A 13,857-nucleotide genomic window follows, 5' to 3' on the forward strand; every position below is an offset into this window, starting at 1 on the left:
AGAAATTTTATGAGCAGAAAAAATATCGAAGATAACAGAAACAAAGTAATAGTTGGTTTGGATGTGGGAACCACCAAGATTTGTGCAATCGTGGGAATGCGCAATGAAAACGGGAAGATTAATATTCTGGGTATTGGGCGTACTTCCTCTCTGGGAGGTATCACTGAAGGAGTAGTAACCAATATTAACAAAACTACCGAAGCTATTAAGAAAGCTATTCAAGAAGCGGAACGTTCATCCAATATTCAAATCGGAAATGTTTATGTAGGTATTGCAGGCAGACACATCAACAGTTTTACGCAACCCTATGGTGCTTTCCGTTCTGATCCAAATGCCGAGATTAGTGCAGAAGAATTGGAAGAGATTCGTAAACAAATGTATAGGATTAATACCCCACCCGGTACGCATATTTTACATGTACTTCCTCAGGACTATATTGTTGACGGCAATCATTCTGATGACCCAATTGGTATGCCAGGCTCTCGCATAGACATTAATTACCACATCATTACAGGACAAATTATTGCTGCAGAAAATATCAAACGTTGTATTCAAAAATGTGATATTGCGGTTGAAGATGTTGTGGTTGAGCCCATTGCATCCGCAAAATCAGTTCTGACCGATGAAGAATTATTGGCCGGTGTTGCTATTCTTGATATTGGTGGTGGAACATCTGATTTGGCTATCTTCCATGAAGGCAGAATCAGACATACCGCTGTTGTACCCATAGGAGGACAAAGAATCACTAAAGATATTTGCGAGGCATTTGCAATCATGGAAAAGTATGGAGAATCCATGAAAGTGAGATATGGTAATGCATTACCTGAGGGTATTCAAAGCAATGAAGTCATTGTGGTGCCCGGAATCAATGGCAGAGAACCCAAACAAGTCAGCCTCAAAAATCTATCCATAGTTATCAATGCTCGCTTGATGGAGTTATTTCAACTCATTAATAATGAAATAAAGCAAAGTGATTATCAAAACAAATTGACGGCAGGGATTGTATTGACGGGTGGAGGAGCAGAACTAAAAAATATTAGTTTGCTGCTTGAATATGTTACAGGAAAGCAGGTGAAAATTGGTTATCCAAACCAATACCTTGCTAAAGGTGCGGTTGCCGAGGCTAAGAGCCCTATGTTTGCTACAGGCACCGGATTGGTTATTTATGGAATGGATAAAGAAGTTCCGGTTAATAACAATACTCAACAACACATAGGAGAATCCGCGAAACCCAAACAACCAAACAAAAATGTAGGTGGTTTTTTTAACAAAATAAAAGGATTTGGCGGAAGTTTTATGGAATATCTCAAGGACGATGATAACAATGAAGACTTCCAAAAAGGATAAAAATTTATAATAACTAAACATAATGATGACATTCAAAGTAGATTTACCAAAGAACAAAAGCTCAATCATTAAGGTAATTGGAGTAGGTGGAGGTGGTGGCAATGCTGTAAATTACATGTATGATAAAGGAATATCCGGTGTGGATTTTATTATCTGTAACACGGATGTTCAAGTTTTGGAAAGTAGCTCTATTCCCAATAAAATTCAATTAGGTGCCTCTCTGACCGAAGGGTTAGGAGCCGGCTCCGAACCGGAAGTAGGGAAACAATGTGCTATTGAAAGTTTAGAACAAATAAAAGAAGCACTCGGCTACAATACCAAAATGGTGTTTATTACTGCCGGCATGGGTGGAGGCACAGGTACCGGAGCCACTCCTATTATTGCAAAACTCGCAAAGGAAATGGGGCTGTTGACCGTTGCCATTGTTACAACCCCTTTCAATAATGAAGGTCCTCACAAAATTGAACTTGCTGATAAAGGAATAGAGGAGTTGCGCCCACACGTGGATGCACTACTCATTATTACCAATGACAGAATATTGCAGATGTACCACAACCTAAAATATTCTGAGGCTTTTGCCAAAGCAGATGACGTGCTTTGCACCGCTACCAAAGGAATTGCTGAGATTATTACCGTCTCCGGCAAAATGAATGTTGACTTTAGGGATGTAAAAACCGCCATGACAAATAGCGGCAGAGCAATCATGGGAACCGGAATTGCAAAAGGAGAAGAGCGCGCTTTGAACGCTTCTCAAATAGCACTAGACTCTCCTTTATTGGATGACACTAATATTGATGGTGCCAAACATATCTTGCTGAATATTGCTTATGACAACGAAGAGCCTTATGCAAATGAAATTGATCAGATTATTGCTTTCTTTCAGAATGTTGCCGGACGAAATGCAAGATTGAAATTTGGTGTTACCAAAACAGACGGACTGGGTGATGCCCTCTCGATTACAGTAATTGCTACTGGTTTTGAAAAAAACACCTTTGATGAGGAAGTAGAAGATGAAATTGCTATTGATATTGATGATAGTGAAGAACAATCAGTAAGTATAAATTTGTCAGAAAATTTGAACCAAGACCCCGTATTTGATTTTCCTTTTGAAAATGAAAGAACAGAAAATCACACCCTTTTTAATTTTGATAATACATCTTTCTCAAATGATTTTATGTTTGGATTTCCAAGAAATCCAGAACAGCAGCCAAACAAGAATCCGGCACAAAAAAACGACTTAAATATACCCGCCTACCAAAGAATGGGATTAGTACTTGACCCCATTTCCGATGAGAAAAACGTTCATAAATTGTATTTGGAAGACAAAGAGGGTGAACCCAAATTCAAGGAATCAGGCAATAAATTTTTAAATAAAGACGTAGATTGAGTTTGTTTTTCTGAAACCACACTTTAAGATGCAATTATTAACAAAAAAAATAATCATGGGTAGAGACATCGGTGTCCATGGCAACCTATTTGGAGGCAGACTCATGTCATGGATTGATGAAGCCTCTGCCGCCTTTGCCTGTGAATATTGCTATACACCGAATATGGTTACTGTGAGGGTGGGAGAACTTATTTTTAAAAAGCCGCTCAAAAGTGGGCAACATGTACATATTTATGGTGAAATCAGTAATCTGGGAAATTCATCCATTACCATCAATATTGAAGCCCGAAGATTCAGTTTATACAGTGGCGAAGAAACATTGGCTTGTACAACAAGTATCACTTTTGTCAGAATCGATGACGATGGCTCACCCATTCCAATTGGACAGACTGCCAAAAAGAAATTTCAAAACGAAAAAAACAAGGGTAATTAAGTTTTGTTAGCACTGACCAAAACTTCCTACCTTTGAACCATGTCAGAAAAAAAACTCTTCTTGTTAGACGGGATGGCGCTGATTTACAGAGCCTTCTTTGCGTTTAGCAAAAATCACAGATATAATTCCAAGGGGCTGAACACGTCTGCTATGTTTGGATTTACCATGACTCTGTTGGAAGTCCTGCAGAAGGAAAAGCCCACACATATCGCGGTTGTATTTGACACAAGTGCACCCACTGACAGACACATCATGTTCCCTGACTACAAGGCACATAGAGAAGCAATGCCGGAAGCACTCTCTGCTTCTATTCCCTATATTTTTCAAATAATTGAAGGATTTCATATTCCGGTTATTACCAAAGACGGATATGAAGCAGATGATATCATTGGCACACTTGCACTGGAAGCGGTCAACAAAGGCTTTGAAACCTTTATGATGACTCCCGATAAAGACTTTGCACAATTGGTTAGAGACAAGGTATATATTTATAAACCGGCAAGAATGGGATTAGGACATACAATTATGGATGTTGAGGCAGTTAAGCAGAAATGGGAAATAAAGGAACCTACTCAAGTTATTGATATACTCGCACTGTGGGGTGATGCAAGTGACAATATTCCCGGAATACCGGGTATTGGTGAGAAAACTGCTAAAAAATTGATTGAAGAATTTGGTTCGGTTGAAAATCTGATTGCTAATACCGACAAATTAAAAGGGTCTATCCAAGACAAAGTAAGAGAGCATCATGAAAAAGCAATTATCTCTAAAAAACTTGCAACTATTAATACCCAAGTTCCCGTTGAATTTGATGAAAATGCATTGAATTTAGACCCGCCCGACAAACAAAAATTAGAAGCGATTTTCAAAGAACTCGAGTTCAGAACATTGGCTCAAAAGATATTAGGACCGGCTCCGCAACAACCCACTCAACATGACTTATTTTCGAGTATGGCACATGAGGTTGTTACTCCTGAACATGAAGAATTGGTGAAGATTTTTAGCAGTTTTGATTCGAATAAACAAAAATATACCCTCATTGATTCATTGGACGACCTGCAAGATTTGGTAAATAAGATTAAACTTATGGACGCATTCTGTTTCGATACGGAAACAGACGGACTTGATCCGATTGACTCAAATATTATAGGATTGTCCCTGAGTGTACGAAAAAATGAAGGCTTCTTTATTAATCTGAATAGGGAGGATAAGAAAGATTTTGTGAAGATTTTGCAACCATTGTTTGAATCAACCAAACTGAAAATAGCACAAAATCTGAAGTTTGATTTGATGATACTCAAGAAGGCAGGTGTAGAAATTACACAACCTTATTATGATACCATGATTGCCCATTTTCTGCTGGACCCTGACAAGCGACATAATATGGATGAGCTTTCACGAACCTTTTTACAGTATGATCCCATCAGCATCGAAACGCTGATTGGTAAAAAAGGCAAAGACCAATTGAAAATGACTTCGGTTCCCTTGGAAGATTTGACACGCTATGCAGCAGAAGATGCCGATATAACACTGCAACTTCAGCAAAAACTCAATCCACTGATAATAGAAAAAGATCTGACAACAGTGTTTGAGACAGTTGAGCTTCCGCTGATTCCGGTTTTGGCTTCTATGGAACTATCGGGTGTCAAGGTTGACAAGGCGTTTCTGAACAACTATTCGAAGGAACTTGCTGTTGATATTGTGGTAACTGAGAAGAAAATTTTTGAACTTGCCGGAGTTGCTTTCAACATTGCTTCGCCAAAGCAAATGGGAGAAGTGCTTTTTGACAAATTGAAACTTGCTGAAAAACCCAAGAAAACAAAGACCGGACAATACCAAACAAACGAAGAAGTATTGGTGAAACTCGCACATACACACGAAATCGTTAATCATATTCTTGACTACAGAGAATTGGTAAAACTCAAATCAACTTACGTGGATGCTCTGCCACTATTGATAAAAGAAAGTACCGGCAGAATTCATACATCGTTTAATCAAGCAGTGGTGGGCACAGGAAGACTGAGTTCCAACAATCCCAATTTGCAAAACATACCCATCCGAACAGAAAAAGGCCGAGAAATACGCAAAGCGTTTGTTGCACCTTCAAAGGAATATGTATTAATGAGTGCCGATTATTCCCAAATTGAATTACGTGTTATAGCATCTATGTCGGGAGATGAGCACATGATTGAGGCATTTAATAATGGACTAGATATACATGCATCAACAGCATCAAAAGTGTTTGGGGTGCCTTATGAACAAGTGTCAAAAGAAATGCGAAGAAAAGCTAAAACAGTAAATTTTGGAATCATATACGGGATATCGGCATTTGGATTATCGGAAAGAATTGGCATACCACGCAAGGAAGCACAACATATTATTAATGAATATTTTGAAAAATTTCCCAAAATCAAGTCTTATATGGATAATACCATCGCTTTGGCTCAAAAAGAAGGCTATGTAAAAACTATTTTAGGACGTAGAAGATATATTGCAGATATTAATTCCCGCAACCAGACCATCAAAGGATTTGCAGAGAGAAATGCAATCAACGCACCCATTCAAGGTTCTGCCGCAGATATGATAAAACTCGCTATGATTAATATTGAAAGAGAGATTAGCAAATCCAGACTAAATACAAAAATGATTCTTCAGGTTCATGATGAATTGTTGTTTGAGGTTCCAAAGAGCGAAGTCGAACAAACCCAAGTATTAGTGAAATATCAAATGGAAAATGCCATGAAACTTAACGTACCCATTCTTGTAGAAGTAGGAATAGGAGATAATTGGCTGGAAGCTCACTAACTCTTAAGTTTCAACGATAATGTCTTTGCTCGTGAAACAACAATGGATGTAAAGGTGTGGTCTCGACAGGAATCGAACCTGTATCAAAAGTTTAGGAAACTTCTATTCTATCCGTTGAACTACGAGACCCGCATAGAGTCGGCAAATATCACATTAAAATGCGAAGGACATATTCAAACGTATCAAAAGTTTATATTACAATAATTCTCTTTATAGGTGCGCTATTTGGAATGATTCCTTATTTAATAATAGCACCTCCTCCCATGGGTTTGTCAGGGGTCATAAAAGATAATTTGCCATTTTCTTCAGCCATTAAAATCATACCTTTTGATTCGATTCCTTTGATTTTACGTGCCGCAAGGTTTGCAATAATCAGGACCGTTTTGCCAACTACATCTTCGGGAGTATAATGTTCTGCAATACCACTCACAATCGTTCTTTGCTCATAACCAAGGTCAATACTGAGTTTAAGTAATTTATCAGTATTAGGAACTCTTTCGGCAGCGGTAATCGTTGCAGTTTTTAAGTCCATTTTTGAGAATTCGTCAAATGTTACTTCTGAAATCTGATTGTTAGAACTAAGTGTGACGGTATTAGAATTTTCTGTATTCATAAGTTTGGTTATCTGTTTGTCAATCTCTGCATCCTCAATTTTTTGAAATAGAAGGCTTGGCTCAGCAACCGTATGATTATTGCCGAACTTTATCATAATTTCATTTTCGTTAATGTCTTCATGTTTAAGATTTAACATGGACAGAATTTTTTGACTTGTATGAGGCAAATAAGCCATTAATAACTTGCCTAAATGAGCAGTAATAATCAAACATTCAACCAAATCTTTCTTAACTGCATCCGGGTCGGACTTTATTTTCTTCCATGGCTCTCGAATCGTAATAAATCTATTGCCAAATCTCGCTAAATCCATAATCGAAGAAAGACCTTGTCTAAAACTGTAATTCATAGTTAACTCTCTTGACTTTTGATATGCTTTGGCAATTTCAGTTTCCAATTCTGTATTGGTTTCAATCTCGATATTAGGAACAACAGCCTCATAATATTTATTAATAAGCGTAATTACCCTGTTGACAAAATTTCCCATAATAGCCACAAGTTCATTGTTCACTCTGGATTGGAAGTCTTTCCATGTAAATTCACTATCAGAAGTTTCAGGGGCAATTGAAGTCAGAACATACCGCAGTTCATCTTGTTTATTGGGGAAATCTTGTAAATATTCATGCAACCAAACTGCCCAATTTTTTGAAGTCGAAATTTTTCTTCCTTCCAGATTTAAGAACTCATTTGCCGGTACATTAGTCGGTATTATATAATCACCGTGCGCCATTAGCATGGCAGGGAAAATTAAGCAATGAAAAACAATATTATCTTTACCAATGAAGTGTATCAGTGCGGTTTCCTCGTTTTTCCAATATTCTTCCCATTGATTAGGAAGCAACTCCTTTGTTGCTGAAATATAACCAATAGGTGCATCAAACCAAACATATAAAACTTTGCCTTCTGCGTCTTTAAGCGGAACCTTAATACCCCAATCCAAATCACGTGTCATCGCTCTGGATTGCAATCCTTCATTTAACCAAGACACACATTGACCATATACATTAGGTTTCCAAGAATCTTGTTTGCCTTTAATAAACCCTCCCAAACGGTCTTGGAAATTTTCTAAGGGAAGATACCAGTTTTTTGTCTTTCTTAAACTTGGCCTTTTCCCTGTCAGGGTGGAAATAGGATTGATTAAATCAACGGGGTTAAGCGAAGAGCCACATTTTTCGCATTGGTCTCCATAAGCTTCAGGGTATCCACATTTGGGACATATTCCTTTAATATATCTATCTGCAAGAAACTGTTTTGCTTCTTCATCATAATATTGCTCAGAAATTTTTTCTGTAAATACACCTTTATTATATAGGTCAAGAAAAAATTCTTGTGCTGTTTTATGGTGTATTTGCTTTGATGTTCTTGAGTAAATATCAAATGCTATCCCAAATTCAGCAAAAGCATTCTTCATTAATGTATCATATTTATCAACTATCTCTTTGGGGCTGGTGTTCTCTTTCTTTGCCCTCATGGTGATGGCCATGCCATGTTCGTCACTGCCGCATATAAACTTTACATCCTTGCCGTCTAATCTGAGAAATCTTACAAAAATATCAGCCGGCAAATAACAACCGGCAATGTGTCCTATATGTAAAGGACCGTTTGCATAAGGAAGAGCCGCTGTTACTAAATAACGTTTAGGAGCCGTATTAGTCTTCATTGTTTGCATTATTCGATACCTTATCAGTAATATTTAGGTTCCTATTTTCCCAAAATGGCAATGATTGACTTACCCATTTTTCATAAAACTTATTGTTTGGACTCCTCTTAATATACTCCATGTTTTTCATATTATAACAATGCAAAATACGGATATAATATCAAAACAAGCAAGAGCAATCATTGTTTCCATTCACATTGAAGAGCAAATTAAACGAGAATAAGCACATTTATCAATGCGAAATACACCTGCTATAGCTTGAAAACAAAGGACATCTAAAGAAATAAAAAATAATTCAAAAAATATTTGCTAAATGAAAAAGTCGCATTATCTTTGCAGCCCCGTTCACAAAAAGAGTACAAGAATAGCTACAACATAAATAAATAGCAACTTAAAAATGTGGATAACTTCCACTTGACAAGTTAAAATTTCGTTGTACTTTTGCACTCCCTTTTTGATAGGGAATTTAAAAAAGAAATATTAGTTCGATTTAGAATATAATATACGTTCTTTGAGGTATTGGAAGAATAGCGGACCTCTATTAATTTAGAGTAAATTTACAGTTCAGGATTCAAACAATTTTTACTATGAAGAGTTTGATCCTGGCTCAGGATGAACGCTAGCGGCAGGCCTAATACATGCAAGTCGAACGAGATTCTTTACTTCGGTGAAGATGAGAGTGGCGAAAGGGTGAGTAACGCGTGTGCAATTTGCCCATAACTGGAGAATAGCCCAGAGAAATCTGGATTAATACTCCATAACATTATGAAAAGGCATCTTTTTATAATTAAAACTCCGGTGGTTATGGATAAGCATGCGTCCCATTAGTTTGTTGGCGAGGTAACGGCTCACCAAGACTACGATGGGTAGGGGGTTTGAGAGGATGATCCCCCACACTGGTACTGAGACACGGACCAGACTCCTACGGGAGGCAGCAGTAGGGAATATTGGGCAATGGACGAAAGTCTGACCCAGCCATGCCGCGTGCAGGATGAAGGCCCTCTGGGTTGTAAACTGCTTTTATAAGAGAAGAAACCCCTCTTCGTGAAGAGGGCTGACGGTACCTTATGAATAAGGATCGGCTAACTCCGTGCCAGCAGCCGCGGTAATACGGAGGATCCAAGCGTTGTTCGGATTTATTGGGTTTAAAGGGTGCGTAGGCGGATTTTTAAGTCAGTGGTGAAAGCCTGTAGCTCAACTACAGAATTGCCATTGAAACTGAAAATCTTGAGTATAGTTGAGGTGGATGGAATGTTGCATGTAGCGGTGAAATGCTTAGATATGCAATGGAACACCAATAGCGAAGGCAGTTCACTAAACTATTACTGACGCTGAGGCACGAAAGCGTGGGTAGCAAACAGGATTAGATACCCTGGTAGTCCACGCCCTAAACTTTGCATACTAGTTATTGGCGATATACTGTCAGTGACCAAGCGAAAGCGTTAAGTATGCCACCTGGGGAGTACGACCGCAAGGTTGAAACTCAAAGGAATTGACGGGGGCCCGCACAAGCGGTGGAGCATGTGGTTTAATTCGATGATACGCGAGGAACCTTACCTGGGCTTGAAAGTTAGTGCCCGATGCCGAAAGGTGTCTTTTCTTCGGAACACAAAACTAGGTGCTGCATGGCTGTCGTCAGCTCGTGCCGTGAGGTGTTGGGTTAAGTCCCGCAACGAGCGCAACCCCTATCCTTAGTTGCCATCAGGTAATGCTGGGGACTCTAAGGAGACTGCCTACGTAAGTAGTGAGGAAGGTGGGGATGACGTCAAGTCATCATGGCCCTTACGTCCAGGGCTACACACGTGCTACAATGGCTGGTACAGAGGGTCGCTACTTAGTAATAAGATGCTAATCCCAAAAAGCCAGTCTCAGTTCGGATTGAAGTCTGCAACTCGACTTCATGAAGCTGGAATCGCTAGTAATCGCATATCAGCAACGATGCGGTGAATACGTTCCCGGGCCTTGTACACACCGCCCGTCAAGCCATGGAAGTTGGGAGAGCCTGAAGTCGATAACCGCAAGGAGTCGCCTAGGGTTATACCAATGACTGGGGCTAAGTCGTAACAAGGTAGCCGTACCGGAAGGTGCGGCTGGACCACCTCCTTTTTAGAGAAATACTGAACTTTCGCTATTCTTCCTTTTACTTCATTATCTTTCCAGAAACCCCTCCGGGCTTCTCTTGAACAGTCCCGTAGCTCAGTTGGTTAGAGCACTACACTGATAATGTAGGGGTCAGCAGTTCAAGTCTGCTCGGGACTACTTGGGTTTTTGGGGAATTAGCTCAGCTGGCTAGAGCACCTGCCTTGCACGCAGGGGGTCAACGGTTCGAATCCGTTATTCTCCACTATCCGCACTGCGGATAAGTTCTTTGACATATTGAAACAAAAAAATAATAACTTTAGGAAAGTTACTAAGGGCGAACGGTGGATGCCTTGGGTTTCAGAGGCGATGAAGGACGTGTTAAGCTGCGAAAAGTATCGGGGAGTTGCCTAAAAAACTTTGATCCGATAATCTCCGAATAGGAAAACCTGTCCCGCTTGCGGGACGTAATAAACGCAAACCTGCTGAACTGAAACATCTAAGTAAGCAGAGGAAAAGAAAACAAAAGTGATTTCCCAAGTAGTGGCGAGCGAAAGGGAAATAGCCCAAACCATCGATGTTAAGGCATTGATGGGGTTGTAGGACTACAATATGTAATATATGTTTGAATAAGAATTTTTTGGAAAATTAAACCATAGAGGGTGATAGTCCCGTATTAGTAAGGACATATTAACTAGTAGTATCCTGAGTACCGCGGGGTCGGAGACGCCTTGTGGGAAGCTGCCGGCACCATCCGGCAAGGCTAAATACTACTGAAACACCGATAGTGAACAAGTACCGTGAGGGAAAGGTGAAAAGTATCTCGAATAGAGAGGTGAAAAGTACCTGAAACCGTTCGCTTACAAGCGGTTGGAGTCCCGTTTTACGGGATGACAGCGTGCCTTTTGCATAATGAGCCAACGAGTTACTCTTCACTGGCAAGGTTAAGTATGTTTACATACGAAGCCGAAGCGAAAGCAAGTCTTAAAAGGCGCATAGTCAGTGGAGGTAGACGCGAAACTTTGTGATCTACCCATGGTCAGGTTGAAGTTCGGGTAACACCGAATGGAGGACCGAACTGGTAAACGTTGAAAAGTTTTCGGATGAACTGTGGGTAGGGGTGAAAGGCTAATCAAACTGAGAGATAGCTCGTACTCCCCGAAATGTTTTTAGGAACAGCCTCAGAGTAAGTGTATACGAGGTAGAGCTACCGATTGGGTAAGGGGGTGTCAAAACCTACCGAACTCAGACGAACTCCGAATACGTATATATATATCTGGGAGTGAGGGCATGGGTGCTAAGGTCCGTGTCCGAGAGGGAAACAACCCAGACCATCAGCTAAGGTCCCTAAATGTATGCTAAGTTGAACTAATGTGGTTTAATTCCATTGACAGCTAGGATGTTTGCTTGGAAGCAGCAATTCATTTAAAGAGTGCGTAACAGCTCACTAGTCGAGGGATTAAGCATAAACAATAAACGGGCATTAAGCATACTACCGAAGCTATGGATTTTATGGTAGGGGAGCATTCTGTTTGCATCGAAGGCGAATTGTGAGATTCGTTGGAGCGCACAGAAAAGCAAATGTTGGCATAAGTAACGATAATGTAAGTGAAAAACTTACACTCCGATAGTCTAAGGTTTCCTGATCTACGATAATCGTATCAGGGTTAGTCGGGTCCTAAGGCGAACCGATTCAGGGTAGTCGATGGAAATCAGGTTAATATTCCTGAACTAGTGGTGAGGGACGAAGAGAATGTAGTAGTCATTGCTGACGGAATAGCAATGCATAGCCTTCGGGCGAAGCACGACTATGAAGTCTCTTCCTAGAAAAGCTCCCACATAAACCCGTACCGCAAACCGACACAGGTAGACAAGGAGAGAATCCTAAGGAGCTCGAGTGATTCGTGGTTAAGGAACTAGGCAAATTAACCTTGTAACTTTGGAAGAAAGGGTGCCCCATTAGGGGCCGCAGCGAATCGATCCAGGCGACTGTTTATCAAAAACACATGGCTCTGCTAAATCGAAAGATGATGTATAGGGTCTGACACCTGCCCGGTGCCGGAAGGTTAAGAGGAGGGGTTAGCTTTTGCGAAGCTCTGAATTGAAGCCCCGGTAAACGGCGGCCGTAACTATAACGGTCCTAAGGTAGCGAAATTCCTTGTCGGGTAAGTTCCGACCTGCACGAATGGTGTAACGATCTGGATGCTGTCTCAACCACGAGCTCGGTGAAATTGTAGTCTCGGTGAAGATGCCGAGTACCCGCAACGGGACGAAAAGACCCCATGCACCTTTACTATAACTTTGCATTGAGTTTGGATAAATAATGTGTAGCATAGGTGGGAGACTTTGAAGCCTTAACGCTAGTTGAGGTGGAGTCATTAGTGAAATACCACTCTTTATTTATTTGAATTCTAATCCCGTTTATACGGGAGACATTGCATGGCGGGTAGTTTGACTGGGGTGGTCGCCTCCAAAAAAGTATCGGAGGCTTCCAAAGGTCTGCTCAGTACGGTTGGTAACCGTATGTAGAGTGTAATAGCATAAGCAGGCTTGACTGTGAGACATACAAGTCGATCAGGGACGAAAGTCGGGTATAGTGATCCGGTGATTCCTTGTGGAAGGGTCATCGCTCAAAGGATAAAAGGTACGCTGGGGATAACAGGCTGATCTCCCCCAAGAGCTCATATCGACGGGGAGGTTTGGCACCTCGATGTCGGCTCGTCACATCCTGGGGCTGGAGAAGGTCCCAAGGGTTGGGCTGTTCGCCCATTAAAGTGGCACGCGAGCTGGGTTCAGAACGTCGTGAGACAGTTCGGTCCCTATCTGTGGTGGGCGTAGGAAGTTTGCGAGGGTCTGATTTTAGTACGAGAGGACCGAATTGGACATACCTCTGGTGTATCTGTTGTCTTGCCAAGGGCACGGCAGAGTAGCTAAGTATGGTTAGGATAAACGCTGAAAGCATCTAAGTGTGAAACCGGCCTCAAGATGAGACTTCCATAGAGGGACGTTATAGACGATGACGTAGATAGGCTACAGGTGTAGAGGCAGCAATGTCAAAGCCGAGTAGTACTAATGAACCGAGAGCTCTTATTATTAAAAACTCGAACGACTCAGTTTTTCCGATTGTCATGTTACAAAGAAGAGATTCACGGTGTCAATAGGATGGGTGTCCACCTCTAACCATTTCGAACAGAGTAGTTAAGCCCCACACCGCCGATGGTACTAGGATCAAACCTGGGAGAGTAGGTAGATGCCGGATATTTATTAAAGAGCCTGTCAGCGCAAGTTGACAGGCTTTTTTGGTTTTAACCACGGAGATCTTTTTTTAACCACATAGATACATAGTTCTCTACGTTTATCTGGAATGCCTATGTATCTAAGTGGTTAAATAAGTGAAAAGCTAAAAACGAAAAGTGAAAAGTTGCGGTACATTAGTCAATAATGAAAGCATGTTCCGCAACTTTTCACTTTTCACTTTTATCTTTTCACTTATTTTTTAATCTTTGCAATTAATAGCCCGGATTATTCATCAAA

Annotated in this window: 5 protein-coding genes, 3 tRNA genes and 3 rRNA genes; 9 read left to right on the forward strand and 2 right to left on the reverse strand. The window is 40.6% G+C overall.

Annotation, left to right across the window (positions count from 1 at the left end; genetic code table 11):
• Positions 1-9 precede the first annotated feature (9 nt).
• From ftsA to polA, 4 genes are read left to right on the forward strand one after another with little or no spacing between them, the layout of a single operon-like run.
• Complete coding sequence (ftsA, locus tag M9892_05965; GenBank protein ID MCO5253894.1) at positions 10-1,347, forward strand: cell division protein FtsA; 1,338 nt, start codon at positions 10-12, stop codon at positions 1,345-1,347.
• A gap of 22 nt (positions 1,348-1,369) precedes the next feature.
• Positions 1,370-2,734, forward strand: a complete 1,365-nt coding sequence (gene ftsZ / locus M9892_05970) for a cell division protein FtsZ (GenBank protein ID MCO5253895.1) — start codon at positions 1,370-1,372, stop codon at positions 2,732-2,734.
• Positions 2,735-2,789: 55 nt separating this feature from the next.
• Positions 2,790-3,167 carry an acyl-CoA thioesterase gene (locus M9892_05975; GenBank protein ID MCO5253896.1) on the forward strand — a complete coding sequence of 126 codons (378 nt, stop codon included), beginning with the start codon at positions 2,790-2,792 and terminating at the stop codon, positions 3,165-3,167.
• Between the two features lie 39 nt (positions 3,168-3,206).
• Positions 3,207-5,972 (forward strand): DNA polymerase I, encoded by a 2,766-nt coding sequence (gene polA / locus M9892_05980; GenBank protein ID MCO5253897.1) that lies wholly within the window; start codon positions 3,207-3,209, stop codon positions 5,970-5,972.
• A 57-nt stretch (positions 5,973-6,029) separates the two neighbouring features.
• Here the strand turns inward: polA and M9892_05985 are convergent.
• Both M9892_05985 and metG read right to left on the reverse strand, forming a co-directional pair.
• A tRNA-Arg gene (locus M9892_05985) sits at positions 6,030-6,101 on the reverse strand.
• A 109-nt stretch (positions 6,102-6,210) separates the two neighbouring features.
• Positions 6,211-8,244 carry a methionine--tRNA ligase gene (gene metG, locus M9892_05990; protein MCO5253898.1) on the reverse strand — a complete coding sequence of 678 codons (2,034 nt, stop codon included), beginning with the start codon at positions 8,242-8,244 and terminating at the stop codon, positions 6,211-6,213.
• A 584-nt stretch (positions 8,245-8,828) separates the two neighbouring features.
• Between metG and M9892_05995 the strand changes: the two genes are divergently transcribed.
• The 5 genes from M9892_05995 to rrf all read left to right on the forward strand — a co-directional run bounded on the left by M9892_05995 (position 8,829) and on the right by rrf (position 13,582).
• A 16S ribosomal RNA gene (locus M9892_05995) occupies positions 8,829-10,350 on the forward strand.
• Between the two features lie 79 nt (positions 10,351-10,429).
• Positions 10,430-10,503: transfer RNA gene (locus M9892_06000), tRNA-Ile, on the forward strand.
• 11 nt (positions 10,504-10,514) lie between these two features.
• A tRNA-Ala gene (locus M9892_06005) sits at positions 10,515-10,588 on the forward strand.
• A 56-nt stretch (positions 10,589-10,644) separates the two neighbouring features.
• Positions 10,645-13,416, forward strand: a 23S ribosomal RNA gene (locus M9892_06010).
• Positions 13,417-13,470: 54 nt separating this feature from the next.
• Positions 13,471-13,582: ribosomal RNA gene (gene rrf, locus M9892_06015) — 5S ribosomal RNA — on the forward strand.
• Together the 16S, 23S and 5S rRNA genes with 2 tRNA genes alongside form the textbook arrangement of a ribosomal RNA operon.
• Positions 13,583-13,857 lie beyond the last annotated feature (275 nt).

The sequence above is a fragment of the Bacteroidota bacterium genome, from assembly GCA_023957335.1.
In the GTDB taxonomy this organism is placed as follows: Bacteria; Bacteroidota; Bacteroidia; order NS11-12g; family UBA955; genus JALOAG01.

Excerpts from the sequence above, each read along its gene's own strand:
- ftsA (MCO5253894.1), top strand. The coding sequence starts at position 10 with ATGAGCAGAAAAAATATCGAAGATAACAGAAACAAAGTAATAGTTGGT.
- ftsZ (MCO5253895.1), top strand. The coding sequence starts at position 1,370 with ATGATGACATTCAAAGTAGATTTACCAAAGAACAAAAGCTCAATCATT.
- M9892_05975 (MCO5253896.1), top strand. The coding sequence starts at position 2,790 with ATGGGTAGAGACATCGGTGTCCATGGCAACCTATTTGGAGGCAGACTC.
- polA (MCO5253897.1), top strand. The coding sequence starts at position 3,207 with ATGTCAGAAAAAAAACTCTTCTTGTTAGACGGGATGGCGCTGATTTAC.
- metG (MCO5253898.1), bottom strand. The coding sequence starts at position 8,244 with ATGAAGACTAATACGGCTCCTAAACGTTATTTAGTAACAGCGGCTCTT.